This is a genomic window from Streptomyces sp. I05A-00742, from assembly GCF_013055795.1.
In the GTDB taxonomy this organism is placed as follows: domain Bacteria; phylum Actinomycetota; class Actinomycetes; order Streptomycetales; family Streptomycetaceae; genus Streptomyces.
Window position 1 is genome coordinate 47,643 of sequence record NZ_JABETO010000003.1, and the last position, 26,524, is coordinate 74,166.

The 26,524-nt window shown below is 71.9% G+C and carries 22 protein-coding genes; 13 read left to right on the forward strand and 9 right to left on the reverse strand.

What is annotated here, in order from left to right; all coding sequences use genetic code 11:
* The first annotated feature begins 8 nt into the window (after window positions 1-8).
* Entirely contained in the window at window positions 9-1,538 is a 1,530-nt protein-coding gene (locus HN013_RS03650; protein ID WP_171162885.1) for an amino acid permease, read from the forward strand.
* An 89-nt stretch (window positions 1,539-1,627) separates the two neighbouring features.
* On the forward strand, window positions 1,628-2,428 hold the full coding sequence (locus HN013_RS03655; RefSeq protein ID WP_171162887.1) for a GNAT family N-acetyltransferase: 801 nt from the start codon (window positions 1,628-1,630) through the stop codon (window positions 2,426-2,428).
* Window positions 2,429-2,494: 66 nt separating this feature from the next.
* Here the strand turns inward: HN013_RS03655 and HN013_RS03660 are convergent, their stop codons facing one another.
* The 4 genes from HN013_RS03660 to HN013_RS03675 form a co-directional block, all read right to left on the reverse strand.
* Window positions 2,495-3,562, reverse strand: coding sequence for a low specificity L-threonine aldolase (locus HN013_RS03660; protein WP_312018490.1), 1,068 nt, complete (start codon window positions 3,560-3,562; stop codon window positions 2,495-2,497).
* On the reverse strand, window positions 3,559-4,332 hold the full coding sequence (locus HN013_RS03665) for an SDR family NAD(P)-dependent oxidoreductase (RefSeq protein ID WP_171163293.1): 774 nt from the start codon (window positions 4,330-4,332) through the stop codon (window positions 3,559-3,561). Before HN013_RS03665 ends, HN013_RS03660 begins: the two co-directional genes overlap by 4 nt.
* Window positions 4,333-4,358: 26 nt before the next feature.
* On the reverse strand, window positions 4,359-5,765 hold the full coding sequence (locus HN013_RS03670; protein ID WP_171162891.1) for a DUF6421 family protein: 1,407 nt from the start codon (window positions 5,763-5,765) through the stop codon (window positions 4,359-4,361).
* Between the two features lie 212 nt (window positions 5,766-5,977).
* Window positions 5,978-6,535 carry a GNAT family N-acetyltransferase gene (locus HN013_RS03675; protein WP_171162893.1) on the reverse strand — a complete coding sequence of 186 codons (558 nt, stop codon included), beginning with the start codon at window positions 6,533-6,535 and terminating at the stop codon, window positions 5,978-5,980.
* Between the two features lie 169 nt (window positions 6,536-6,704).
* Here HN013_RS03675 and HN013_RS03680 point away from each other — a divergent pair, with 169 nt between their 5' ends.
* The 3 genes from HN013_RS03680 to HN013_RS03690 all read left to right on the forward strand — a co-directional run bounded on the left by HN013_RS03680 (window position 6,705) and on the right by HN013_RS03690 (window position 8,969).
* The gene (locus HN013_RS03680; protein ID WP_171162895.1) at window positions 6,705-7,097 is read left to right on the forward strand and encodes a VOC family protein; all 393 of its coding nucleotides are present in this window, start codon (window positions 6,705-6,707) and stop codon (window positions 7,095-7,097) included.
* Between the two features lie 156 nt (window positions 7,098-7,253).
* A complete protein-coding gene (locus HN013_RS03685; RefSeq protein WP_171162897.1) occupies window positions 7,254-7,889 on the forward strand; it encodes a DUF5134 domain-containing protein in 636 nt (211 codons plus the stop codon).
* Between the two features lie 141 nt (window positions 7,890-8,030).
* The gene (locus HN013_RS03690) at window positions 8,031-8,969 is read left to right on the forward strand and encodes a M56 family metallopeptidase (protein WP_171162899.1); all 939 of its coding nucleotides are present in this window, start codon (window positions 8,031-8,033) and stop codon (window positions 8,967-8,969) included.
* A gap of 157 nt (window positions 8,970-9,126) precedes the next feature.
* Here HN013_RS03690 and HN013_RS03695 read toward each other — a convergent pair whose 3' ends face one another.
* From HN013_RS03695 to HN013_RS03705, 3 genes are read right to left on the reverse strand one after another with little or no spacing between them, the layout of a single operon-like run.
* Window positions 9,127-9,831 (reverse strand): hypothetical protein, encoded by a 705-nt coding sequence (locus HN013_RS03695; protein ID WP_171162901.1) that lies wholly within the window; start codon window positions 9,829-9,831, stop codon window positions 9,127-9,129.
* On the reverse strand, window positions 9,828-10,346 hold the full coding sequence (locus HN013_RS03700; protein ID WP_171162903.1) for an RNA polymerase sigma factor: 519 nt from the start codon (window positions 10,344-10,346) through the stop codon (window positions 9,828-9,830). The genes HN013_RS03695 and HN013_RS03700 overlap by 4 nt, the downstream gene beginning before the upstream one ends.
* A gap of 29 nt (window positions 10,347-10,375) precedes the next feature.
* Complete coding sequence (locus HN013_RS03705) at window positions 10,376-10,540, reverse strand: hypothetical protein (RefSeq protein WP_171162905.1); 165 nt, start codon at window positions 10,538-10,540, stop codon at window positions 10,376-10,378.
* 404 nt (window positions 10,541-10,944) lie between these two features.
* On the opposite strand from HN013_RS03705, the gene HN013_RS03710 reads away from it, so the two are divergent.
* From HN013_RS03710 to HN013_RS03720, 3 genes are all read left to right on the forward strand, one after another.
* Complete coding sequence (locus tag HN013_RS03710; protein ID WP_171163295.1) at window positions 10,945-11,904, forward strand: hypothetical protein; 960 nt, start codon at window positions 10,945-10,947, stop codon at window positions 11,902-11,904.
* A 162-nt stretch (window positions 11,905-12,066) separates the two neighbouring features.
* Window positions 12,067-13,518, forward strand: a complete 1,452-nt coding sequence (locus HN013_RS03715; protein ID WP_171163297.1) for an amino acid permease — start codon at window positions 12,067-12,069, stop codon at window positions 13,516-13,518.
* Between the two features lie 62 nt (window positions 13,519-13,580).
* Window positions 13,581-14,441: a GNAT family N-acetyltransferase gene (locus HN013_RS03720; RefSeq protein WP_171162907.1), complete on the forward strand. Its 861-nt coding sequence runs from the start codon at window positions 13,581-13,583 to the stop codon at window positions 14,439-14,441.
* A gap of 141 nt (window positions 14,442-14,582) precedes the next feature.
* Here HN013_RS03720 and HN013_RS03725 read toward each other — a convergent pair whose 3' ends face one another.
* Entirely contained in the window at window positions 14,583-15,455 is an 873-nt protein-coding gene (locus HN013_RS03725; protein WP_171162909.1) for an alpha/beta fold hydrolase, read from the reverse strand.
* A gap of 527 nt (window positions 15,456-15,982) precedes the next feature.
* Between HN013_RS03725 and HN013_RS03730 the strand changes: the two genes are divergently transcribed.
* From HN013_RS03730 to HN013_RS03750, 5 genes are read left to right on the forward strand one after another with little or no spacing between them, the layout of a single operon-like run.
* Window positions 15,983-20,686 carry a non-ribosomal peptide synthetase gene (locus HN013_RS03730; protein WP_171162911.1) on the forward strand — a complete coding sequence of 1,568 codons (4,704 nt, stop codon included), beginning with the start codon at window positions 15,983-15,985 and terminating at the stop codon, window positions 20,684-20,686.
* Entirely contained in the window at window positions 20,683-22,020 is a 1,338-nt protein-coding gene (locus HN013_RS03735) for an NAD(P)/FAD-dependent oxidoreductase (protein WP_249374705.1), read from the forward strand. Before HN013_RS03730 ends, HN013_RS03735 begins: the two co-directional genes overlap by 4 nt.
* Entirely contained in the window at window positions 22,007-23,758 is a 1,752-nt protein-coding gene (locus tag HN013_RS03740; RefSeq protein ID WP_171162914.1) for an AMP-binding protein, read from the forward strand. The genes HN013_RS03735 and HN013_RS03740 overlap by 14 nt, the downstream gene beginning before the upstream one ends.
* On the forward strand, window positions 23,755-25,203 hold the full coding sequence (locus HN013_RS03745) for an FAD-dependent oxidoreductase (RefSeq protein WP_171162915.1): 1,449 nt from the start codon (window positions 23,755-23,757) through the stop codon (window positions 25,201-25,203). The genes HN013_RS03740 and HN013_RS03745 overlap by 4 nt, the downstream gene beginning before the upstream one ends.
* Window positions 25,200-26,003: a thioesterase II family protein gene (locus tag HN013_RS03750; RefSeq protein WP_171162917.1), complete on the forward strand. Its 804-nt coding sequence runs from the start codon at window positions 25,200-25,202 to the stop codon at window positions 26,001-26,003. The genes HN013_RS03745 and HN013_RS03750 overlap by 4 nt, the downstream gene beginning before the upstream one ends.
* On the opposite strand, the gene HN013_RS03755 is transcribed toward HN013_RS03750, so the two are convergent.
* Entirely contained in the window at window positions 25,947-26,450 is a 504-nt protein-coding gene (locus HN013_RS03755) for an ester cyclase (protein ID WP_171162919.1), read from the reverse strand. The two genes, HN013_RS03750 and HN013_RS03755, sit on opposite strands and share 57 nt — an antisense overlap.
* Window positions 26,451-26,524: the final 74 nt, after the last annotated feature.

Consider the following 26,524-nt stretch of genomic DNA (forward strand, 5'->3'; position numbering starts at 1 on the left):
GAATCTCGATGTGTGCATCAGCCAACGCACCATGGCCGCAGTCCGAGCCGCCGGACGACGACGAACGGATACTCAAGGAGCTCGGCTACACCCAGCAACTGCACCGGCGCATGGGCGCCTTCGGGAACTTCTCCGCTTCCCTGTCGGTCATCTCCATCATGTCCGGGACGCTGCTGCTCTTCGGCTTCGGTCTGAACAGCGGTGGTCCCGCGGTGGTGATGTGGGGGTGGCTCGCCGTGGGGCCGCTGGTGCTGTGCCTGGCCGCGGCGCTGGCCGAGATCACCTCCCGCTATCCCACCAGCGGCGGCCTGTACTACATGGCCCGCCAGCTCGGCGGTGAGCGGTGGAGCTGGTACACCGGCTGGCTCAACCTTCTGGGGCTGCTCGGCGGGATCGCGGCCCAGGACTACGGCATCGCGACCTTCACCGCCGCCTGGGCGAACCTGCAGTTCGGCTTCGAGCCGACGCCGAATTCCCTGCTGGTGATGTACGCGGTCATCCTCGCGCTGCACGCGGTCATGAATCTCTTCGGCACCCGGCTGATGAACGTCCTCACCTCCCTGAGCGCTTGGTGGCACCTGGCCGGGGCCGTCGTCATCATCGGCGCCCTGACGCTCGTCCCCTCCCACCACCGGTCGGCCGGCTTCGTGTTCTCCGAGTTCACCAACAACACCGGCTGGTCGAGCCCTGTGTACGTGATCCTGCTGGGCATGCTGCTGCCGTGCTTCGCCCTGGCCGGCTACGACACCTCGGCCCACCTGAGCGAGGAGACCAGCGGCGCTTCCGTGGCCGCGGCGCGCGGGATCGTCCGCTCGGTGGCCGTGTCCTGGATCGCCGGCGGAATCCTGCTGGCCGCCCTGCTGTTCGCCATCCAGGACTACACCGGGACGCTGGGCAGCGAGACCGGGGTGCCGGTGGCGCAGATCTTCCTGGACTCCCTGGGCGTGGCGACGGCGAAGGCGCTGATGCTGGTGATCATCGTCGCGCAGTTCCTGTGCGGCTACACCGTCACCGCCTCCGCCAGCCGCATGATCTACGCCTTCGCCCGGGACGGCGCCCTGCCCGGCGCTGCCCGCTGGCAGAAGGTCAGCCGCCGTACGGCCGTCCCGGCCAACGCCGTCCGGCTGGCGGTGGTCATCGCCTTTGTGCTCGCCCTGCCGTCCCTGTATTCCGCCACGGCGTTCTCGGCGGTGACCGCGATCTCCGTCGTGGGTTTCACCCCGGCCTACGCCATCCCGGTGCTGCTGCGCCTGCGCCACCCGGACCGGTTCACCCCCGGGCCCTGGCACCTGGGCCGCTGGAGCCGGCCGATCGGCTGGGTGGCCGTGCTCTGGGCGGCGGGAGTGACCGTGCTGTTCCTGCTGCCGCAGTCCAGCCCGGTCACCTCCACGACCTTCAACTACACGCCCGTCGCCCTGCTGGTGGTCCTCGTCATGGCCGCCCTGTGGTGGCGCTTCGGACGGAGTTCCTACGGTGTGCCCCGTTCCGGCACGGCGAACGCCCACGACCAGATCGAAGAGGCCGAAAACATCATCTGACGGGACCGGAACCGCATGCCGCAAGTAGAGTCCCCACTGGCACAGAGGCACCGCAGGCATCCACCACCCGTCATGGAGACAGAGACACCGTGACCGTTCCCGCGGAATCCATCGAATCGGTACAGCAACTCACCACAGGCTGGCGGACCATGGTGCTCGACCGCGACCCGGACGCGGACGTACGCGACCTGCCGGGCATCGCCGTCCGCTGGGCCGACAGCAGGTTCGGGTTCTGGAACTGCATCACCTTGACCGAGGCGGACGCGGGAGCAGAGCTCCTCAGGCAGCGTCTGAACCAGGCCGTGGACATCATGCGGACCAAGAGGCACCCGGGCCTCCTGTGGCTATTCGAGGACCTTCTCGACGACGAGGCCCGCTCCGCGCTGGAGACGACGGCCGAGCAGGCCGGCCTCCAGTACGCCTTCCCCGGAACGGGCATGGCCGGCGACCTGCTCCCCATCCCCGAGCCGGTCCACCCCGACCTGACGTTCGCCCGCGTCGGCACCGACGAGCAGCTGCGGGCCTACGCCGACCTCCAGTCACGCGCCTACGGGTTCCCCTTGGAGGAGGGCCGCGAGGGCCTGGTGGGATCGGCGCTCTGGAAGAACGGGCTCCACGCCTACCTGGCCCTGCGCCGGGACGAACCGGTGGCGTGCGCCGCCGCGATCGAAGCGCGAGGCCGGCTGTTCATCACCTTCGTCGCCACGGACCCGCGGTGGCAGCGCAAGGGCTACGGCGAGGCGGTCACGCGCAAGGCGCTGTACGAAGGTGCGCGGGCCACCGGGCTGACCCGCGCCACGCTGCACGCCACCGCGGCAGGAGCCCCCGTGTACCCGCGCATCGGGTTCAAGCCGAACACGCGAATCCACTTCTACGGCCTGAAAGGCTGATCCGGTGAGGCAGCTCTCGTCGGACCGGACAGGCGACTGACGAGAGCTGCCACCGCCGGGCCACAGCTAACCCCGCGCCATCTCCTCCTCGACGAGCTGGACGAACGCGTCCACGTTCTCCTCCGTGGTGTCGAAGGAGCACATCCAGCGGACGTCGCCCGCCGCCTCGTCCCAGAAGTAGAAGCGGTACTGCTTCTGCAGCCGCTCGCTCACCTCGCGCGGCAGCCGCGCGAAGACCGCGTTGGACTGGACGGGGTGCAGGACCTCGACGCCGTCCACGCCCCGCACGCCCTCGGCCAGGCGGGCGGCCATCGCGTTGGCGTGGGAGGCGCTGCGCAGCCAGAGGTCGCCCGTCAGCAGGGCCTCGAACTGGACGGAGACGAAACGCATCTTGGAGGCGAGCTGCATCGACAGCTTGCGGAGGTGCTTCATCGCCTTGACCGCGCCGGGGTTCAGCACGACGACGCACTCGCCGAACAGCAGACCGTTCTTGGTGCCGCCGAAGGAGAGCAGGTCGACCCCGGCGTCGGTGGTGAAGGCCCGCAGCGGGACGCCGAGGGTGGCCGCCGCGTTGGCGATGCGCGAGCCGTCGAGGTGGACCTTCATGCCCCGCTCGTGGGCGTGGTCGCAGATCTCCCGGATCTCCTCCGGGGTGTAGCAGGTGCCCAGTTCGGTGGTCTGGGCGAGGGAGACGACCTGCGGCTGGGCACGGTGCTCGTCGTCCCAGCCCCATGCCTCGCGGTCGATGAGCTCGGGGGTGAGCTTGCCGTGCGGGGTGGGCACGGTCAGCAGCTTGAGCCCGCCGACGCGCTCGGGCGCGCCGCACTCGTCGACGTTGATGTGGGCCGAGTCGGCGCAGATCACCGCGCCCCACCGTTCGGTGACCGCCTGGAGGGCGACGACGTTGGCGCCCGTGCCGTTGAAGACGGGGAACGCCTCGGCGGTGGGCCCGAAGTGGGACCGGAACACATCCTGGAGGTGCGCGGTGTACTCGTCCTCCCCGTACGCGATCTGGTGACCCCCGTTGGCGAGGGCGAGGGCCGCCAGGACCTCGGGGTGCGCGCCGGCGTAGTTGTCGCTGGCGAAGCCGCGGGCGTGCGGGTCGTGCCGGCGTATCGCGTCGGTCTCGGTCACGTGTGGGGAGTCAGCCACAGACGGGTTCCGTTCACTTCCTGGGCGGGCTTTCCCCAGACGCCGACGATGGCCTCGGCCAGGTCCTTGACGTCGGTGAAGCCCGCGAACTTCGCGTTCGGGCGCTCGGCGCGCATGGCGTCGTGCACCAGTGCCTTGATGATCACTACGGTGGCGGCGGCCGCCGGGGCGCCGCCCGCCGCGGGGTCGCCGCCGGCCTTGCGGAACGCGTCCCCGAGGGCGAGCGTCCAGGCCTCGGCCGCCGCCTTGGCCGCGGCGTACGCGGCGTTGCCCGCGGTGGGCTTGCTGGCGCCGGCCGCGCTGATGAGCACGTACCGGCCGTTCCCGCCGCGTGTGAGCGGGCCCTCGAAGGCCAGCGAGGTGTGCTGCACGGTCCTGACGAGCAGCTTCTCCAGCAGCTCCCAGTCGGCGAGGTCGGTCTCGGCGAAGGTGGCCGAGCCGCGCCAGCCGCCCACCAGGTGGACCAGGCCGTCGATGCGCCCGAATTCCTTCTCGGTGCGGTCGGCCCAGGCCCGGGTGGCCTCCAGGTCGAGCAGGTCCACGGTGTCGCCGATGACGGTGGCGCCGCCGTGGGCGTAGCGGGCCGCGTCCACCGCCTCGGCGAGGCGTGCGGCGTCCGCGTCGGCGGCGACGACCGTCGCCCCCGCCTCGGCCAGCCGCAGCAGTGCCGCCCGGCCCGCCGGGCCGGCGGCTCCCGCCACCGCCACGACGGCACCGTCCAGCCGGCCGTTGCCATTGGTCGGAGTGCTCATGGTCGTCGCCTCCTCGTTCCCCTCGCTCACGCGGCCACCTTCTCCAGGCTGTCGGCCGTGATGCCCTTGGTCGAGGCGATCACGGTCCGCAGCTTCTTGGCAAGGGCCTCATAGAACATGCTGAGCGGGAACTCGTCCGGAAGCACGTCGTCCACGAGCTTGCGCGGCGGCAGGCTCAGGTCGAGGGCGTCGGGGCCCTTGGCCCACCGGGATCCGGGGTGGGGAGCCAGGTACGCCGAGACGAGCTCGTAGGCGGCGAACCAGTGGACGAGCTTGGGGCGGTCGATGCCGTCGCGGTACAGCTTCTCGATCTCGCCGCACAGCTGGTTGGTGATCTGCGGGGCGCGGTCCCAGTCGATGTGCAGGGTGTTGTCCGTCCAGCGTACGACGTCGTGCCGGTGCAGGTAGGCGAAGAGCAGCTGCCCGCCGAGGCCGTCGTAGTTGCGCACGCGCTCGCCCGTGACCGGGAAGCGGAACATGCGGTCGAAGAGCACGGCGTACTGCACGTCACGGCCCTGCGTGTAGCCGTCGGCCTCCAGTTTCACGGCCTCCTTGAAGGCGGTGAGGTCGCAGCGCAGCTCCTCCAGGCCGTACATCCAGAACGGCTGCCGCTGCTTGATCATGAAGGGGTCGAACGGCAGGTCGCCGTGGCTGTGCGTCCGGTCGTGGATCATGTCCCAGAGGACGAACGCCTGCTGGCAGCGGTGCTGGTCGTCCAGCATGGCGGCGATGTCGGCGGGGAGCTCCAGGCCGAGGAGGTCCACGGCCGCCTCGGTGACGCGGCGGAAGCGGGCGGCCTCGCGGTCGCAGAAGATGCCGCCCCAGGTGAAGCGCTCGGGGGCCTCGCGGACGGCGATGGTCTCCGGGAAGAGGACGGCCGAGTTGGTGTCGTAGCCCGCGGTGAAGTCCTCGAAGGTGATGCCGAGGAAGAGCGGGTTGTCGTAGCGGGTGCGCTCCAGCTCGGAGAGCCATTCGGGCCAGACCAGGCGCAGCACGACCGCTTCGAGGTTGCGGTCCGGGTTGCCGTTCTGCGTGTACATGGGGAAGACGACCAGGTGCTGACGGCCGTCGGCGCGGCGCTCCGCGGGGCGGAAGGCCAGCAGCGAGTCCAGGAAGTCCGGCACGCCGAATCCGGAGTCTGCCCATTTGCGCAGGTCGGAGACGAGGGCGGCGTGGTAGTCGGCGTCGTGCGGGAGGAGCGGCGCGAGCTGCTCCACGGCGGCGGCGACCCGCTCCGTCTCGGCCCGTACGGTCTCCCCCGGCGGCGCGCCGTCGGCGCCGAGGTCGATCGAGCCGTCCGCGGACTGCCACGGACGGATGGTCTCGACGGCGTCCTTGAGCTGCTTCCAGGCGGGATGCCCGGTGACGCTCTCCGCGGACGCCGCGGACGTTCCGTCGACGGCTATCGGCCCGGACGCAAGAATTTCCGTCATGACTGCCCCTTCTCGGGAGAACCTGGCGTTAAGACACCGTATCCATGCGCCGTTCTCCTCCTCAAGGGGTGCTGCTGCAAATTATCCTGCGGGGTCCGGGAGCGGGCCGCTGTTTTTCCTGTCGGACGCTGCCGAATGCGAGCGGTTGCCGGATGGTGAACCTCCGCCTCCGTTCGTTGCGGGGGCGCTGCCGTCGCCCCCGCCGCGGAGACCTACGGGAGGTCCTTCACCAGCAGCTCGAACTCCAGGTCGTCCCGACGCGGTATGCCGAACCGCTCGTCGCCGTACGGGAACGGGCTCATCCGTCCGGTCCGCCGGTAGCCGCGCCGCTCGTACCAGGCGATCAGCTCGTCCCGCTGCCGGATGACCGTCATATGCATCCGCTGTACGCCCCACTCGGCCCGCGCCACCCGCTCGGCCTCGGCGAGCACCACCTTGCCGAGCCCCGCGCCCTGCGTCGCGGGCCGCACGGCGAACATGCCGAAGTACGCGTGGTCGCCGCGGTGTTCGATGTGGCAGCAGGCCACGGGGCCGTCGGTGTCCTCCAGCAGCAGCACCCGGCTGCCCTCGGCGGCCACCACGGCACCCACACCCTCCTCGTCCGTGCGCCGGCCGTCCAGGAGGTCCGCCTCGGTGGTCCACCCGACGCGGCTGGCGTCCCCCCGGTAGGCCGATTCGATCAGCGGGACGAGCGCGGGGACGTCGGCGGCGGTCGCGGTGCGGATCACCGGTCGGTCCTGGGCGGGGTGTGCGGTCTCCGTGGCTTCCATGGCGTTCCGGGGTTCCTTTCCTCGGGGTCGTGCGGGGGCGTGCGGGTCCTGCGGGGGGCTGGTGGGCCCTGCCGGCCGGCGGAATGCGGTGGGGGCACGGCGCGATCCGGCGGGCCGCGGGCGGCCGCTCCCGAGACTAACCGCAGGCGGATGCGTACAGTCGGACGGCATGGTGCACGTACTGAGCAGCAGGGTGTTGCTGAGGCCGACCGATCCGGACCGCTCCCGGGAGTTCTACGGCGGGGCCCTGGGCCTCGCCGTCCACCGGGAGTTCGGCACCGGGCCCGAGCGCGGCACCGTCTACTTCCTGGGCGGCGGGTTCCTGGAGCTCTCCGGCCGCTCGGCCGCGCCGCCCGCCCCCGGGCTCTCCCTGTGGCTGCAGGTGGCCGACGCCGCCGCCGCGCACGAGGAGCTGCTGACGCGCGGTGTGGAGATCCTCCAGCCGCCGGAGCGGATGCCCTGGGGACTGGTGGAGATGTGGATCGCCGATCCCGACGGGGTCCGGATCGTCGTGGTGGAGGTGCCGGAAGGGCATCCGCTGCGCTACCGCCCCGGTATCTGAGGGCCCCGGGATCCGAGGGCGGTCATCCGGCGTTCCCGCCGTGCAGGGCGCACATCCGCGCCATCGCACTCTCTCCGTGCGCCCGTGCGCTCCCGTACGACCCTCCCGACGCGGGCATCCTGCCCAGGGGGGCGTAGGCCGGGAGGTGTGAGAGAGGTGCACGGACCGCCACTGGTCGGGTGGCTGCTGGTGGCGGTGGGTACCGCGACGGGGGTGTACTGCCTGCACCGGGCCCGGTCCGGCGGGGCGGGAGAGCGCGGGGCGGCCCGGGGCGACGCGCTGATGGGGCTCGGTATGGCCGCCATGGCGGTGCCGGTGGCGACGCCGGCGGTGGCCCGGCCGTGGGGAGCGGTGCTGTTCGCCGCGGTGTTCGGTGCCGCGGGGCTGCACGCGCTGGTCCTGGCCCGGCGCCGCGCCGACTCCCACCATCTGCACCACGCGGTGGGAGCGTTCGCGATGGTCTACATGGCGCTCGCCATGACCGGCACATCCGCCACCGGCCACGGCGGCGGGCACCGGCCGGCCGGGACGCCGCTGCTGACGGGGCTGTTGCTGGTCTACTTCGCGGTGTACGTGGTACGGACGCTCGCGGCGATCGTGCCGGTGCCGGCCGCGCTGCCCGGAGAGCCGGCCTGGCGGAGCCGCGCCGCCACCGGTGCCGCCAGTGCCACCGGGGCTTCCGGTGCCTCCGGGACGGGCGGGCCGTCGCCGGTGCGCGGCCGGGCGGAGCTCACCGGCGCGTGCCGGGTTTCCATGGGGATAGGGATGCTGGCGATGCTGCTGACCATGTGAGGGGCGGGTGGGGCGCCGGGAGCGGGCCCGTATTCAAGGGGCGTGGGCCGGACCACTGCACGCCGGGCCGCGGTGCCACTACTGTCTGACCCAGCACAGGATCCCACGCTGCCGTGGACGACTCCGAGGGAAGGCACACCCATGCTCGTCCCGCTCGCGCTGCTGGCCGTCGGCGCGCTGCTCGCGTCGTTGGCGCCCCGCGTCCTGGCCCGCGCCGACTGGCCCGACCGCGAGCCCGTGCTGGCCCTGTGGGTGTGGCAATGCGTCGTGGCCGCCGTGCTGTTGTGCTGCGTGCTCGCCATGGCGCTGAGCGCCGCCGCGGCCTGGGAGGCCGTGCGCGGCAACGTCTTCGCCCCCGCTCCGAGCGGCGTCGTCGAGGCCTACGCCCTCGGCGGTTACGGCTCCCTCGCCGCTCCCCTGGCCACCGTCCTCGCCTGCGGCGCCGTCTGGACCGCCGCCATGCTGACCCGGGAGATCCGCGGCGCCCGGGCCCGGCGGCGGCAGCGCCGCGCCGCCCTCCTCGTCCGCTCGCCGCGGCTGCCCGGCGAGGAGCCCGGCGGCGACCGGCTCGTCCTGCTGGAGTCCCAGCGTCCGGACGCCTGGCTGCTGCGCGGCGGCCCCTCCCCGCAGTTGGTGATCACCACCGGTGCGCTGCGGCGGCTCGACGACTCCCAGCTCGACGCTCTGCTGGCGCATGAGCAGGGGCATGTGCGGGCCCGGCACGACTGGTTGCTCCACTGCTCCTCCGCTCTCGCCAACGGCTTCCCCCAGGTGCCCGTCTTCGCCGCCTTCCGTGACCGGGTGCATCACCTCGTCGAGCTCGCCGCCGACGATATGGCCTCCCGGCGCTTCGGGCGTCTCACCACCGCCCTCGCCCTCATCGAACTCAACGAGGACCGGGGGGTGTTCGACCCCTGCGTCCGCCGCATGTCCCAGCTTCCCGGCCGCGTCGACCGGCTTCTGGCGCCCTCCCCTCGGCTCACGCCCGCCCGGCGGTTGCGGCTGACCGCTGCGGCGGCGCTCGTGCCGTTCGTGCCGGTGGTCGTGACCTTCGTGCCGGGGCTGCGGGCGCTGGGGTAGGCGCCTGCGGCGGGCTGTGTCCCGGTCCCGCCCTTTCACCGTTTCTGCGGGGAGTGCCCCGCGCCCCCTTGAAACCGCGCTCCGCGCGGTTGTCCTCAAACGCCGGACGGGCTGAATCAGCCCATCCGGCGATTGAGGACGAGCGGCGAAGCCGCACTCAACAAGCCGCCGTCAACTCCCCGATCCGCTCCGGAAAGTCAGGCTGAGGCAACGGCAGATCGACCTCGTCGACGAACCCGAGCGCATCGGGAACGTAAGCGATCACCGCGGTGGCCGCGGGAGAGAACCCCTCCCCCTCCCGCAAACCGTCCAGCATCTGGAGCGCCATGTTGAGATCGTTCCGGTCGATCTCCTCGGGAGTCTCGGGCATGAGGGACTCCAGCCCCGCCTGCCGCCGCCAGAGCTCCGCCTCGCGCCGCTCCCCGAGCGCCATGTGGTGCAGGTAGAGGCAGCAGGCCGCCCCGGTGTCGTCGGCGCCGGCGCCGAACTGCCACCAGAAGCGGGCGCTGTCCTCACGGTCGGCGAGCTGGAGGACGCAGCCGAGGACGAGGGCGCCCTCGGGTTCCAGCAGGCGGTCGGCGAGGAGGGTGCCGAGCTTGTGGAGGTCGTGGGCGACGACGGTCTTGCAGAGGCTGCGGAGTTGCCGGTAGAAGGCGCGGTGGGGAAGGTAGTTGCGCTGGGCGGCGCGCACGGCCGCGGTGCGCGCGGGCTCCATCTGGTCGTCGAAGAACAGGGCGCCGTGCCACATGCGCTCGGTGAGCCGGACGGCGAGCCGTGCCTCGGCCCGCTCGATCTCGGCGCTCGGGTAGGGGCACCGGTCGAGTCGGGCCTTGGCCAGCACGTGGTCGAGTGTTCCGGTCACCGGTGCTCCTCTTCTCTCTCCAGTCCGAGCGCGTCGTGCAGGCGGTGGCGGGCGTGCCGGGCGGTGGAGCGCACCCCGCCCTCGGTGATGCCCATGATGTCGGCGGTCTCCCGGACGCTGTAGCCGAGGCAGTAGTGCAGGACGATGACGTCGTGCTGGCGCGCCGGCAGGGCGCAGATCGCCTTGTAGACGGACAGGCTCTGTTCGAGCTCGCCGATGGGGTCGACGGCGTGCCGCAGGGCGGTGGTCTCGAAGGCCGCGGTGTCGATGACGGTCGGGCGCCTGCCGCGCGCCCGGGCGCAGTCGATCGTCCGGTGTCTGACGACCGCCCAGGCGTAGGCGTTGGGGTTCTCGGTTCTGAGGACCTCGCTCCAGGTGAAGTACAGGTCCTCGAACGCCTGGTCCACGGCCTCTTCCGCGTCGTGGCGGTTGCCGAGGTAGAGCTCGGCCCAGTGCACATAGGCGGCGCGGTAGAGCTGGTGGAACGCCCGGTAGTCGGCGGGCAGTCCGGTCACGGGAAACGTACTCGCTCGGGAGGGTGCCGTCACCTTTCGCCTCCCCGCCGCCGGCGCGGGCCGCGGCGCAGTTCGCTGATGCCGATGCGGACACCGGCGGCCGCGGCGCGGCGCAGCAGGGCGAGGGCGTCGCTGCCGAAGACGCGTGCGAAGACCGCCGCGCTCAACAGGTCGGCCGTGTGATGTGGGTTCACGGACTGGTGGTCCCTCCGGTCGTTTCGATCATGAACCGGGCGCGGCGGCCGCTCCCGGATCCGCCGTGCCGCAGGGGAGGCGTCGCGGTGGCGCGCCCTCTTCCCCCTTCGCCGGTAATGGCGTTCCGCACGGGGGTTTTGTGCATCGGACCAACGTAAAGTCTTACGGAAGGTTTCAGTCCGGTTACTGTCCGCCAGCCACGTAGGTGACATAAATCGAAAACATGCGGCATTGGATCCTCCGGATGCCCCTCCCGACCCGGGTGATCCTGAGTAGGGTGTGGCTTACTGCCGGTGAGCTTCCGATCACCCGACGGGGTTCGATCACCCGAGGGGTCCGGTGGGCGTACGGCACGGGCGAGTTGCGCGATTCCCGATTTGTTGCGACAGGGTGGCAGGTGAGCATGGTCGCTGGCTCGTTCGAGGGTCGGTACGTATGGCATCCGGCCGCCGACGACCACGAGTTGGCGCAGGCGTGCGTCGAGGTGCAGGCGGGCCGTTACCACAGCGCCCACGCGATCCTCCACGACGTGCGCGAGGACTTCGCCACCCGTGCACACCGGTCCCTGGTGCTCGCCTCAATGGCCGCCGACTCCGACCTCGCGGAGCGCTGGCTGGCCGAGGAACCCGGCCCGGACGCCGCCCTGTTATGGGCCAGGGTCGCGATGCTGCGCGCGCTGCGCATGGCCGACGCCCGGGACCGCAGGACCTCGTCCCTGATCCGGATAGCCGAGGCGGCCTGCGACCAGGCCGCCCAGATGGCACCCAAGGACCCCACCCCGTGGGTGGCCCGGCTGGCGCTCGCGAGGACGGGACGGGTCCGTGACCCGGCGCCCCCGGGGATGCTCACCGCCCCGTCCGGCCCCTGGTCGCTGTTCTCCCGGGCCCTGACGCTCGACCCCTGGAACCGGGAGGCGCACCACCGCTTCCTCTCCTTCTACTTCGCCCGGCACGGCGGTTCGGCGAGCGCCCGCTGGGACGTGGCCGAGTTCCTGGCCAACCGCGCCCCCGCCGGCTCCCCGCTGCGGCTGCTCCCGCTGGTGACCCTGGTGGAGGACTACGACCCCCGCGCCGACCCCTTCGCGGACCGCGCCTGGGGCCAGCGCCGCTGGCGGACCCTCGCCCTGGAGGTCTACGCGCGCTGGCTCCCCGAAGTGCCCGAGTACCGGTTCACGCCCGTCCTCGACCTCGCCTACCTGGCGCACGCGCTCTTCATGGCCGGCCGCCTCGACGAGGCCCGCACGGTCTTCACGGCCATGGGCCCCTACGCGTCCCGTATGCCGTGGAGCGCCTTCGGCAGCCCGGAGGAACAGCTCAGCAAGGCCCGTCGGCGGTGCGGACTGCCGGCGCCCGGTTCACCCTGACCGGCTCCCGCACCGCGTACGCCGGGAGGCCGCTCCCGGCACGTCCCTGTCCCCACTCGCAGAAAGCCGCTGTCCGTGTCGGAGTCCTTCTCCCCCGCTCATGCCAGTGCCCACCGGCAGGCCGCCCACGTCGCCATGGACGACGACGCGACGCTGCACGCGATGGGCTACCCCCGTAAACTCACCCGCCGGTTCCGGGCGTTCGACAACTTCGCCATCTCGTTCACCATCATCAACATCATCTCCGGGATCTTCTCCTCCTTCGGCTTCGGCATGGGCGCCGGCGGCCCCCGGATCCTGGTCTTCGGCTGGATCGGCGTCTCGGTCATGGTGCTGTTCGTCGGCGCCTCCATGGCCGAGATCGCCTCCGCCTACCCGACCAGCGGCGCGCTGTACTTCTCCGCGGGCAAGCTCGCCAAGCGGCACAAGGGCGCCTGGTCCTGGTACACGGGCTGGCTCAACTTCATCGGCCAGGTGGGCGGCACCGCCGCCACCGACTTCGCCGCCGCCACCTTCATCCAGTCGTTCATCTCCCTGCAATGGCCCTCGTACGAGCCGACGGCGCAGCAGACCGTCGGTATCACCGCGGTCATCCTGCTGATCCAGGCCCTCGCCAACACCTACACCGTGCGGCTGGTCGCCATCCTCAACCGGATATCGGTGTGGTGGCTGCTCGTCGGCCTGGTGGTCATCGTCACCTGTCTGATCGCTGTGCCCTCCGAGCACCAGTCGGCGTCGTTCGCGACCCACTTCGTCAACGAGACCGGCTTCTCCAACGCCGTGTACGCCGGCATGCTCGGCCTGCTCGTCACCAGCTGGACGTTCACCGGCTTCGACGGCAGCTTCCATATGTCCGAGGAGACCGTGCGGGCCACGGTGAACGCGCCGCGCGGCATCGTCCGGGCCATCGGCTACTCCGCCCTCACCGGCCTCGTCCTCATGCTCGCGCTGATCTACGCCGTCCGCGACTACGCGGCCGAGGCGTCCGCGGCGGCCCCGCCGGTACAGATCCTCATCGACGCGCTCGGCCTGACGACGGCCAAGCTGCTCCTGCTGATCGTCATCGGCGCCATGCTCTTCTGCGGCCTGGCCAACATGACGAGCAACACCCGGCAGATCTTCGCCTTCTCGCGCGACGGCGCGATGCCCGGCTCCCGGCTGTGGCACTCCGTCTCGGACCGCACCCGCACACCGGTCAAGGCCGTGTGGCTGGCCGCGGCCTGCGCCCTGGTCCTCGTCATCCCCGGCTGGTGGTCGCACGTGGCCTTCACCGCCGTCGTCAGCATCAACGTCGTCGGTCTCTTCCTCGCCTACGGCGTGCCCATCTTCCTGCGGTTGCGCCTGAAGGAGTTCCGGCCCGGCCCCTGGAACCTCGGGCGGTTCGGCCGGCCGGTGGCCTTCGTCGCCGTGACCTGGATCGTGATCAGCAACCTGCTCTTCATGCTGCCGCAGGCCTCCCCGATCACCGCCAAGTCCTTCAACTACGCGCCGATCGCCCTGGGCGTCGTCCTGCTGATCGCCACCGTGTGGTGGTTCGCCTCCGCCCGCCGCCGCTTCAAGGGCCCGGTCAGCTATGGCAGTCCGGACGAGGTGGCCGCCATGGACCTCATCTGACCGCACCGCACGCACCACCCGCGACACTCACCATCACAGTCAACGGAAGGAACCACAGCACCATGAGCACCATTGACGCCGCCGGACTCACCGTCACCACCGCGTCGCCGGACGACTGGCGGCAGGTCATGGCATGGGCCGCCGAGGAGGGCTGGAACCCCGGCCGCGGCGACGCGGACCGCTTCCTCCCCACCGACCCGGACGGCTTCTTCGTCGGCCGGGCCGGGGACCGCGTCGTCACCGCCATATCGGTCGTCAACTACGCGCCCGACTACGCCTTCCTGGGCTTCTACCTGGTGGCACCCGGTCTCCGCGGCCGCGGTCTGGGCCTCGCCACCTGGCGCGCGGCCTTCCCCCACGCGGGCACCCGCACGGTCGGCCTCGACGCGGTCCCCGCCCAGGAGGAGACGTACAAGCGCTCCGGCTTCGTCCCCGCCCACCGCAACCTGCGCTGGTCGGGCCGGCCGGTCCGGACCGGCACCCCGGCCCCCGGCGTCCTGCCCGTCACCCCTGACCACCTCGACGCGATCGCGGCCTACGACCGGCAGTGCTTCCCCGCCGAACGCCGCGCCTTCCTCGCCGGCTGGCTCACCGGCCCGGACCGCACCGCCCGGGTGCTCCTGCGCGACGGGCGCGTCGCCGGCTACGGCCTCATCCGCCCCGCGCACGACGGACACCGCGTCGGCCCGCTGTTCGCGGACACGGCCGAGGACGCCGAGGCCCTGTTCGACGCCCTCGTCGCGCACCTGGGCCCCGACGAGGAGGTCCACCTGGACGCTCCCGAACCGCACACGGCCGCCGCCGCCCTCGCCGAGGCCCGCGGTCTGAAACCCGGCTTCGACACCATCCGGATGTACGCGGGGGTGGCCCCGGCGACGCCGCTGGAGCGGACGTACGCGGGGACGAGCCTGGAGCTCGGCTGACGGTCGCCCGATGGCGGGGGCCGGTCGCCCGGTGGCGGGGGCCGGTCCCCCGCCACCGGGCCCGTCACAGCGTCCGCCGGGTGGACCTCCCGGTCCGGCGCTCACCGGGGCGCCCCAGGACGGCTCTTCCGCGAGGCCCGGTCACCGTGCGCCCGCGCCAGTGGCGGCCAGGCTGGATTCCAGGAGGAGGTCGGCGACCCGGGACGGGGCGTCCCAGGTCGCCAAGTGACCGGCGCCGGCGATGACTTCGTGACGGGCGTGGGGGAAAGCACGACGGGCGCGAGCGGCCATCCGCACGGGAAGGAAGACGTCCTTCTGCGCCCAGGCGATGGTGACGGGAACGTCCGCGAGCCCCTCGACGATCTCCACGTTGGGATGGGCGGCGGCCTCCGGAGTACAGGCCAGTCCCCCGCCCGGCAGTTCACGGTTGGCCCGGCGCAGCATGTCGCCGACGCTGGTGCTCAGGGCGAGCGAGCGGACCGTGTCGACGGCCGCCTCCGGGGGGACGGCGGCGGGCTTCCCGTAACTGGAGCCGAGCAGGAGCTGACGGCCCGCGGCGCTGCGGGCGAGCCGGGGCGCCAGCGGCAGGGCCAGCCGGGCGGAGAGGCGCAGGGCCGAGACGAGCGCACGGAGCCGTCGCGCCTCGCCCGCGGTGTAGAAGCCCGTCGGGGAGAAGGCCACGACCGAGCGGGCGAGGCCCCGGGCGCCGAGCAGGAGCGCGACGTGACCACCGAGCGAGGCGCCCCCGACGTGAGGGCGCTCCAGGCCTATTTCCTCGGCGAAGGCGGCCAGGTGCTCGGCCACCGAGGCGTTGGTCAGCGGCCCGTCGCCGGTACGCCGTGGGCTCGCCCCGCAGCCCGGCAGATCGACCGCGACGACGTCGCGCTCATGGGCGAGGAAATCAAGGACCGGATTCCAGACGGAATGGGATCCGCCGGTCCCATGAATGAGGAGGAGCGGTTCTCCACTACCGGTGCGACGGTACGCGACACCACAGGCTGTCTTCATTCCCATGGTTGCGCAATCTAGCACTCCGCCCAAAATACTTCAGCAATTCGAGCACATTTTCCATGGATTATCCATAGGCGGACCGGGCGGCTCGAAGAGCCCCATTCCAAATGTCCCTTATGTTCCGGATTCATATGATTCATCCACCCACTGTACAGGCCATCATGAGCCACCAAACAGGGGAGATCTTGATCATTTCCCTCTCGCGCAGAAAGACCAGGTGAGCGCCCTGATCAATTATCAGATCACTTTCCCCTCACGCCGCAAACACCATTCCCCCGCATTCGGAACCCAACACTCCCCAGCTGATCGCGATCATGCATTTTCCAGATAACCGCAGGTCAAAAGCGTCGCCAGAAATACTCTTGACACATATCAGCAACGATTGAAAGCATGTGCCACCCGCAGTCATGACCCACCCCTGCACCGGCAGGGAAACGACGACGGGACAACGGGGATCCATGCGCGAAGAAATCATCGGCACGGACATTCACGAAAATCGAGAGTCAGACATTCTGTGCGCCCTTGCACACGTGTACCGCAGCACCACCGGTCGACAGGAACCGATCGGAACGGACGAACCCCTCCACCTCGAATCCCTGGCCGCCACCGCGTTTCGCTCGGCTCTTGAAGCGCGCTGGGACACCGACCTCCCCCTGGACTTCTTCTTCGGGCCCCGCACTCTGCGGGAGATCGCCCGGGCCGCGGCCGGGCAGGCGTCGGCGCACGGCCGGGCGGCCGGCGGCGAACCGATCCGGCACGCACCGCTGGAACGGTTCGAGCCCTTCGCCCTCACCGACGTCCAGCAGGCGTACTGGCTGGGGAGCCGCGGTTTCGAACTGGGTGGCCGGTCCGCGCACTTCTACCTCGAACTCGACATCTCGGCCGTCCCGGCCGAGCAGGTCGAGACCGCCTTCCGGCGGCTCGTCGAACGGCACGACATGCTCCGGGCCGTCATGGACGGGGACGGCCGCCAACGGGTACTCCCCGTCCGCGAGCCCTACCGCGTCGCCCACGCCGACCTTTCCGGGTGCTCCGACGAGGACCGCGACCGGCTCCTCGCCGAGACCCGCGACCGGCTCGCCCACCAGCGGTTCGACCAGGAGACCTGGCCGCTGTACGAGGTGCGCACCCACACGCTCGCCCCCGACCTGATACGGCTGCACTTCAGCGTCGACCTGCTGTTCGTCGACGCCGGGAGCATCCGGCTCCTGCTCGGCGAGTGGATCAGGCTGATGCTCGACCCGCGAGCGGAGCTGCCGGCCCTCGGCGTCACCTTCCGGGACTACGTGTCGGCACGAGAGGCCCGTCGCGGGACACCGCGGTACGCGAAGGCCCGGGACTACTGGCTGGGCAGGCTCGCCGAGATCCCGGCCGCCCCCGGTCTGCCTCTCGTCGAGCGGCCCGGCACGGACGCCCCACGGTTCGTCCGCCGCCGGTTCCACCTGGACGCCGAGCGCTGGCGCCGGTTCTCCGAGCGGGCCGCGGACCTCGGCGTCACTCCCTCGGCGTTACTGTGCACGGCCTACGCCGCCGTGCTCCGCACCTGGTCGAAAGAGCCGCGGTTCACCGTGAACGTGACGCTGGCGGACCGCCCGTACTGGCACCCCGATCTGCCCGGCACGGTGGGCGACTTCACCAGCACCGTGTTACTCGACTGCGACCTGGGGGCCACGCCGACCCTGGACCGGGCCGCGGCCGCACTCCAGCGCCGGCTGCGCGAGGACCTGGAGCACAGCGAGTTCAGCGGTGTCCGCGTGCAGCGGGAAATGGCCCGCGGTGGCCGGCGGGCCACGATGCCGGTGGTGTTCACCAGTCTGCTCCAGGAGCGCGGGAGCGGCGTCGAGGATCTGGAAGGCGTTGTCTTCACCGAGCGCCACGCGGTGTCCCAGACGCCCCAGGTTCATCTGGACAACCAGGTGGTCTCCCTGGGCAACGGCCTGAGCGTCAGCTGGGACGCGGTCGACGACGTCTTCCCGGACGGGGTCCTCGACGACATGTTCGCCGCCTACCGGGACCTGCTGGAATCCCTGGCCGACGACCCCGGGCGAGTGCACGGCCCGGCCGCGGTGCCGCTCCCGGACCGGCAGCTCGCCGTCCGTCGGCGCGTCAACGCCACCGAGGGCCCGCGCCCCGTGGAATCCCTGCACGCCGCCGTCGACCGACGGCTGCGCGAACACGGCGAAGCGCCCGCGGTGATCACTCCGGAGCGGGTCGTGTCCCGGCGTGAACTCGACGACCGCGCGGCCGCGTTGGCGGAACACCTCATCGGAGCCGGCGTACGCCCCGGCGCCCCGGTCGCGGTCGTGATGCACAAGGGGTGGGAGCAGGTCGTGGCCGTGCTGGGCATCCTCCGCGCCGGTGCCGCCTACCTGCCGGTGGACGCCGGACTGCCCCCGCAGCGCGTCGCGCAGCTGCTGGCGGCCGGACAGACAACGGTCGCCGTCACACAGAACGGGACCGAGATCCCCACCCCCGTGCGCCGGATCGTCGTCGACGGGCGCCACCCCGCCCCGCCGGCCCGGCGCACCGAGGTACCGGTCCCGCCGGACGCCCCGGCCTACATCATCTTCACCTCCGGGTCCACCGGGGAGCCGAAAGGCGTCGTCATCCCGCACGCGGGGGCGGTCAATACGGTCGACGACATCAACCGGCGCTTCCACGTGGGCGAGCGGGACCGGGTGCTCGGCCTGTCGTCGCTCAGCTTCGACCTGTCCGTCTACGACATCTTCGGGGTGCTCGGCGCCGGCGGCGCGCTGGTCCTGCCCGCGCCCGAGGACGTACGGGACCCCGCCCGCTGGGCCGGTCTCGTCGACGCGCACGGGGTGACCGTCTGGAACACGGTGCCGGCCCTGATGGAGCTGCTCACCGAACACACCGAGCGCCGCGGCCGGAGGCTCCCGGAGTCCCTGCGCCTCGTCATGCTCAGCGGTGACTGGATACCCCTGTCCCTGCCGGACCGCATACGCGCGGTGTCCCCGGGCGAGCCGCAGATCATCAGTCTCGGCGGTGCCACCGAGGCGTCGATCTGGTCGATCGCCCATCCCGTCGACCGCGTCTCGCCCACCTGGCGGAGCATCCCCTACGGCACTCCGCTGCGCAACCAGACCTTCCACGTGCTCGACGACGGCCTGCGCCCCCGGCCCGACCATGTGACGGGTGAGCTGTACATCGGCGGCGTCGGCCTGGCCTCCGGCTACTGGCGGGACGAGGAGCGCACGGCCGAGCGCTTTCCGGTCCGTCCCGGAACCGGTGAGCGCCTGTACCGCACGGGAGACCTCGGCCGGTACGGGCCGGACGGCACCCTGGAATTCCTCGGGCGTGAGGACCTCCAGGTGAAGATCGGGGGGCACCGGATCGAACTCGGCGAGATCGAGGCCGTGCTGGCCCGGATTACGGCGGTCCGGGCGGCCGTGGTCACGGCCGTCGGCCCGGAGCGGGGCGCGCGGCGGCTGGTCGCCTACGTGGTCCCCCAGCTGCCCGACCGGCCGCCGACCGCGGACGAGCTGCGTGCCTTCGTCTCCCGGCACCTGCCCTCGTATATGGTCCCGGGCCAGTTCGTCACGCTGGAGACCCTGCCGCTCAGCCCCAATGGCAAGGTCGACCGCGCCGGGCTGCCCGAGCCCGGGCAGCAGGCCGTGGCCGCCGTCGAGCCGCCCGCGAACGAGCGGGAGCGCACCATGGCCGGTGCGTGGGCGGCCGTGCTGTCCAAGGATGCCGCCATCGGCCGGCACGACGACTTCTTCGAGGCCGGCGGGGACTCCCTGCTGGGCGTACGGGTGCTGGCCCGGGCCGCCCAGGAGGGCCTGTACCTCACCCCGCAGGAGTTCTTCAGCCATCGCACCGTGGCCGAACAGGCGGCCCTGGCCCGTACCTCCCCGGCGAACGAGGCGCCGCAGGGACTCGTCGAGGGGCCCGTGGGCCTTACTCCCAGTCAGCACTGGTTCTTCGAGCAGTCCTACGAGCACATGGACCACTGGAACGGCATGTGGCCCGTGTTCGTGCTGGACACCCCGGTCGACGCCACCCTGCTCTCCGAGGCACTGCGGCAGGTACTGCGCCGGCACGACGCGCTGCGGACCCGCTTCCGCCGCGTCGACGGGGCATGGCAGGGGCGGTTGGTGGGCGAGGAAGCACTCGACGGCTCCCACGTCGTGACCGTCGATCTCGGTGAGGTGCCCGACGCCGAGCTGGAGGCGGCCCTCCGCCGCCATGTCGCCGAGCGCAACGGCAGCCTCGACCTGGCCGACGGGCCCACGGTGCTGCTCACCTGTTTCGACCTCGGCCCCGCCCGGCCTCCGCGCCTGCTGGTCAGTGCCCACTGGCTGGTGATGGACTACTACTCGTCCAGGGTCTTCTACGAGGACCTGCGCACCGCCTACTTCCAGCTGGAGTCCGGCCGGGAGGTGTCGTTGCCGCCGAAGACCGCACCGGTCACCTGGTGCGTGGAGCGGCTGGCCGAACACGCCGCGAGCGCGGAGCTCGCCGCCGAACTGCCGCTGTGGTCCGGCTTCGCCGCCCATCCGCACCGGCCGGTCCCCGTCGACCTGCACGGCGAGAACGTGCAGTCCTCGGCCGAGCGGCTGTTCGCCACCGTCACCGGCAGCACCGCGGACACCGTGCTCACCGCTCTTCCCCGCACCCACGGGGTGGAGGTCCGCGAGGTGCTCCTGACCGCACTCCTGCGCACCTTCACCGCATGGACGGGGTCCGGGGAGCTGATGGTGGAGCTGGAGGGCCACGGCCGCGAGCCGGCCTTCGGCGACCTCGACATCTCCAGGACGGTGGCGCGGCTCTCGACGCTCTCGCCGATGCTGCTGCGCCGCACCGACGGCGCCGGGCCGCTGGAGGAACTCTTCGCCGTGCGCGACCAGTTGCGGGCGGTGCCGCACCGCGGCATCGGCTACGGACTGCTCCGGTACCTGCATCCCGACCCCGGGGTCCGCGCCTCCCTCGCCCGCCAGACACCACCGGACGTGGGCTTCAACTTCTGGGGGGACGTCAGCGAGTACTTCACCGGCGACGCGCGTCCGGTGGAGGAGTCCTTCGGCTACCACCGCAGCTCGGCGGGCCACCGCCCCCGGGTCATCGACCTGATGGCGCTGTCGGAGGGCGGCGAGATCCGGCTCGTCTGGAACTACAGCATCCACCTGCACACCCGGTCCACGATCGAGTCCCTCGCCCGGTCGTTCGGCACCCAACTCGACCGACTGGCGGCGGAGGTACGGACATCATGATGCTCCGGGCGAGCAAACCGGCCGGGAAGCGGTTTCCCTCGTTGAACACCGTGCGGCGGCGCCGCGGCCGCCCCGCGGACGCTCCCGGCCGCCGTGCCGTGGAGGCACTGGTCATCGGCGCCGGGCCGAGCGGTCTGTCGGCCGCCGCCATGCTCGAACGCTGCGGTGTCGGCACCGTGGTCCTGGAACGGACCGACCGGCTCGCCGCGCCCTGGCACGACCACTACGACGGTCTGCGCCTGCAGTCCCCGAACTGGATGTCCTTCCTGCCCGGCCTGCCGTTCTCCCGCGCGGACGGGACCTGGGTGACGCGCGAGCGGTTGCTGGACTACCTGAGCCGTTATGTCGCGCACCACGGGATCGAGGTCCGGCACGGCGTCGAGGTCAAACGGGTGGACCGGGGCACGCAGGGCTGGAGCGTGGCCACCTCGGACGGGGAGTGGCAGGTTCCGGTGGTGGTGGTCGCCACCGGCTACAACCGGGTGCCGTTCGTCCCCGACTGGCCGGGGCTGGACGGCTTCACCGGCCAGGTGCTGCACGCCTCCGCGTTCCGCAACGCCGCCCCGTTCACCGGGCGTGACGTCCTCGTGGTGGGAACCGGCAACTCCGGAGCGGAGATCGCCTCGATCGTGTCCCGCGGCGGGGTCCGCAGGACCCGCCTCGCCGTGCGCACCGCACCGCACGTCGTCCGGCGTTCGCTGCTCGGCGTGCCGACCCTGCTGGGGCCGGCGATGGTGGAGACACTTCCGCCGCGCCTCGGCGACCTCCTGCTCGGCCCGGTCAACCGGCTGACGGTCGGCGATCTGGCCCCGTACGGTCTGCCGGCTCCCCGGACCGGGCTGTACAGCCAGTACCGGGCCAACGGCGTCACCCCGGTCATCGACACAGGGTTCCTCGGCGCGCTCAAGGCCGGGCTGATCGAGCCCGTCGCCGCGGTGGACTCCTTCCAGGACGCCCAGGTGATCCTCGACGACCGCAGCCGCGTCCGGCCCGAGGTGGTCATCGCCGCCACGGGGTACCGGCGCGGTCTCGACGCCCTCGTGGGGCATCTGGACGTGCTCGACGAGGACGGCGACCCGGTCGCCGACGGAGCCCGGCCGCTGCCGGGGGCACCGGGCTTCTACTTCATGGGCTACACCCATCCGTTCAGCGGCAACCTGCGCCGGGTACGCCGGGACGCGCCCCGGCTGGCCCGGGAGGTCGCGGACTACCTGGACCGGCAGGCGGCGGCCCCCTCGGGGGTGCGCCGCACGCAGCGAACCATCAGCACGTGCACGGGGGCACCGGCCGCTCGGCCGGCAGGAACTCAGGGGGACAGCGATGCACACACGTAATGCCGTACCGGCCGAAGCGGCCGACCGGGAGGAAGCGGCCACCGGGCACCCGCGCCCCGAGGACGTCTTCGGAGCGGCCACCGTCCCCGAGGTCCTGGAGCGCGCGGCCCGCGGCGGGCCCGGATTCCTGCTCATCGACAAGGACTTGACGGAGACGCCGCTGCCGGGAGCGGTGCTCGCCGCGACGGCCCGACGCGTCGCCGCCGCTCTCGCCCTGCGGGGCGTCGGGCACGGCGACCGGGTGGCCATCATGTCGTCGACGTCGTCGGCGTTCCTGTGCACCCTCTTCGGGGTGTGGCGGGCCGGCGCCGTGCCGGTGATCGTCCCCCTGCCCCACCGGCTGGCCGACCTGACCGACCTCATGGCGGAGACGGAGCGGCGCCTGGATCACGTCGGCGCCCGTTGTCTGGTGGTGTCCGACGCCTTCCACGGATTCGTCGGGCGCCGCCTGGGCGGGGGAAACCGGTCGGAACGGCCCCTGATCCCCTGCTCCGAACTGGTGTCCCACCAGGGTCCGCCCCCCGCACCGGCCCAGTGCGCGCCGGACGACGTGGCCTACCTCCAGTTCACCTCCGGCACCACGGGCACACCCAAGGCCGTGACTCTGACGCACCGTCAGATCATGGCGAACGCGGCCGTGGCCTGGCGGACCCTCGGCCTGGACGACGGACCGGCGGTGGTCGTCCACTGGCTGCCGCTCTACCACGACATGGGGCTGATCTCCACCCTGGGCGCGCTGGCCGGCGGTGCCCGGCTCGTCCTCCAGCCGCCCGAGGAGTTCCTCGCCCGGCCGGACTCCTGGGTCGACGCGCTCTCCCGCTACGGTGCCACCCATACCGTCGCGCCCAACTTCGCCTACGGTCTGGCCGCTCGCAGCATGACGCAACGGCCGCGGCCCCTGGACCTCTCGGCGCTGCGCATGTGCGGTGACGGCGCCGAGCCGATCCGGCTGCCCAATCTGGACGCCTTCGTCGAGGCGGGCGCCGTCCACGGTCTGCGCGCCCGGGCGATCACGCCGATGTACGGTCTCGCCGAGGCGACGCTCGCCGTGGCGATCAGCCCGTACGACCGGCCGATGGCCCGCGACCGGGTGTCCGGTACCCGGCTCGCCGCGGAGCGGGTGGCGGAACCCGTACCGGCCGGTGCCCCGGACGCCCGGGAGCTCGCGGTGTGCGGACCGCCCGTACCCGGCGTCCGTATACGGATCACCGGCGACGACGGGACCGAGCTCGGCCCACGCCGGGTGGGCGAAGTGTGCCTGCGCGGCCCCTCGGTGATGCGCGGCTACTGGAAGGCGCAAGGGGCCACCGCCGAGGTGATCCGGGACGGCTGGCTCCACACGGGGGACCTCGGCTACCTCACCGAGGACGGGCTGGTCGTCTGCGGACGCATCAAGGATGTGATCATCGCCGGTGGCCGCAACCTCTACCCGGAGGAGTACGAGCACCTCTCCTGCGAGGTGGACGGGGTGGGCCAGGTCTGCGCGGCCTTCGGGCTGCCCGACACCGAACGGGTGGTGGTGGTCGCCGAGATCGGCCGGAGCGGCGACGACGCGGCCGGGCTGGCCGGACAGGTCATGACCAGGCTGCGGGAACGTCTGGGGCACGCCCCGGACCGGGTGGTCATCGTGCCCCGGCAGGCGATCCCCCGCACCTCCTCCGGGAAGACCCGGCGCTCCCGGTGCCGGCAGCTCTTCTTCGCGGGGGAACTGCCCGAGCTGGCGAGCGTGGGCCGGTGAGCCCCCGTCGGGAAGGGGGCGGCGCGGCCGGTGCCGTGCCGTCGTCGGAGCCGGACGTGGTGGTGGTCGGTGCCGGGCTCGCCGGCCTGACGGCCGCGTACACCCTGGCGAAGGCCGGCCACGAACCACTGGTTCTCGAGGCGAGGGGGCGGGTCGGCGGCCGGGTGCTGGGCGAACCGCTGGACGAGCGCGTCTCGCTCGACCTGGGCGGGACCTGGTTCGGCCCCTCGAAGCACCGGCTGACCGCGCTGGCCGCCGAGTTGGGCATCGGCTCGCACCCCACCTACGACCGGGGCGCCCGGTTACTCGATTACGGCGGACGGGTGCGCCGTTTCCGCGCCGGGCTGCCACCGGTACCCCTGCCCGACCTGGTGGCCGCCGGGCGGGCGACCGCCGGGCTCGACATGCTGGCCCGTACCCTGCCCCGGGAGGCGCCATGGCTCGCCGCCCATGCCGAGGCCTGGGACCGGCAGAGCCTGGGCCGGTGGCTGGACGACCGGATCGGCACCGGCCGCGGGCGCGCTCTGGTGGACATCGCGGTACGCACCGTCTGGGGCGCCGAGCCGCACCGGATCACCCTGTTGCAGGCGCTCTCCTACATCGACTCGCTGGGCGGTTTCGAAGCCCTGACCCGGGTCAAGGGCGGGCTGATGGCCGACCGGTTCCTCGGCGGCGCCCACCGGGTCACGGACGCCCTCGCCCACCGGCTGCACGGACGGGTGCTGCTCCGGAGCGTCGTGCGCCGCGTCCGCCAGTCGGGCTCCGCGGTCGAGGTGGAGACGGACACGATGACGGTCCGTGCCCGCCGGGCCGTGGTGGCGGTGCCGCCGGCCCTGGCCGCCGAGATCGATTTCACGCCCCGGCTCCCCGCCGCCCGGACCCGCGCCCTGCGTGGTCTGCCGATGGGATCGATCGTCAAGGTCTTCGCCGTGTACGACCATCCGTTCTGGCGCGAGCACGGTCTGAACGGGCAGATGGTCAGCGACCGCCCACCGGTCACCTCGACCTTCGACCTCTCACCGCTGGACGGCTCGCTCGGCGTGCTCGCGGGCTTCGTCCCGGGCAGCTGGGCGCGGGCTTTCTCCGCACTGCCGGCCGCGGAGCGCAAGGAGGCCGTTCTGGCCTCGCTCGCCAGGGTCTACGGACCGGCGGCACGGCACGTCAAACGTTACGTGGAGAAGGACTGGACCGCCGACCCCTACGCCCGCGGCTGCTACTTCGGCCTCGCCGAACAGGGCCTGATCACCGGTCCGCTCGCCGACATGGGCACCCCCGACGGGCTGGTGCACTGGGCGGGAGCGGAAACGACATGGCAGTCCTTCGGCGGGATGGAGGGCGCCGTGGCTTCCGGGCAACGGTCCGCGCGGCGGATCCTCGCGGGCCTGGACGGCGGACGGCGTCCGTCACCGGAGCACGGGTCCGTGGAACCGGAGGCGGTGTCGTGACCACGGCCGCCGATGAGCTCTGGTTCCGCAGGCTGTCCGGCCCTCCGGCCGGCTCCGCCGCCCTCGGCCTGCTGTGCTTCCCCTCCGCGGGCGCCGGCCCGGAGGCGTTCCGGCAGCTGACCGGACTGCTGCCGGATATCGCGCTGTGGGCCGTGCACCTGCCCGGCCGCGGCACCCGGCTCGGCGAGGAACCCCGGCGCTCGCTGGACGAACTGGCCGAGGAGATCGCCGGCCACGTGGTGTCATGGGCCGGGGGCGCACACCCGTACGCCGTGCTCGGCCACAGCATGGGCGCCGCCCTGGCCTACGCGGTGTGTGTACGGCTGGCCCTGCTCCCCGTCCGGCAGCCGTGTGCCCTGGTGGCCTGCGCCCGGGACGCTCCCGGGCGTCCCCGGCACCGGCGGCCGGTGTCCCATCTGCCGACGCCGCTGTTCGTCGAGCACCTGCGCCGGATGGGCGGGACACCGGCCGAAGTCCTCGACGACCCGGGGGTGTTCGCGGTCTTCGAGCCGATGCTGCGGGCCGACTTCGCGGCCGCCGAACACTGGCGGCCGCGGCCCGCCCCGCCTCTCGGGTGCCCGATCGCGGTGGTCGGGAGCCGGGACGACCCGGAGACCCGGCCCGCGGGGCTCGCCGCCTGGCACGACCTGACCTCGTCGGCCGGCAGTCTCGACTGGGTTCCCGGGGGCCATTTCTTTCCGAACAGCCACCCCCGGGCTCTCGCCGAGGTGCTGAACCGCCGGCTACCGCTGGGACAGCAGTCGGCGGGCCTTGGTCCGCAGGTTGAATCCCGATTTTAGCGCGCGGTCCGCTGCCGACCCGTCGGGCGGCAGCAGACCGATGTTCCTGGCCAAGGACAGCCCGTCCATATGAATCGTATTGGAGCGAATGAAGTCGCCGTCCGTTTCCATGACGTCGACACCGCGCAGAGAAATCCTCCTGCCGGTCGCCGATATCCCCTGGAGGGGGGTGCCGCGGAACGTCCCGAATCCATTCCACACCACTACCGCACAGCCGTCCTGCGAAATCACCCGCTCCACCTCCAGGTGGAAGTCGGGGAGCGCGGACAGCAGTTCGGAGAAGTACCGGCGGATCGCCGCCTCCCCCCGGTACACACCGCTGCCGACCACATGGTAGACCGTGTCGTCGCGCCAGAAATCCGCCGTCGAGAGATCGTGCGCATTGATGACGGCAAACGACCGGCGAGCCAGTTCTTTCGGATCTGCGCTCCGCAGCGGGCCCGGCATTCCCTACCCCCTTCGTTTCTGCTTTCCCGGGGAAGGGTGGCACATGGATACCGCCGAGGGGAAGGGAGCCCGGC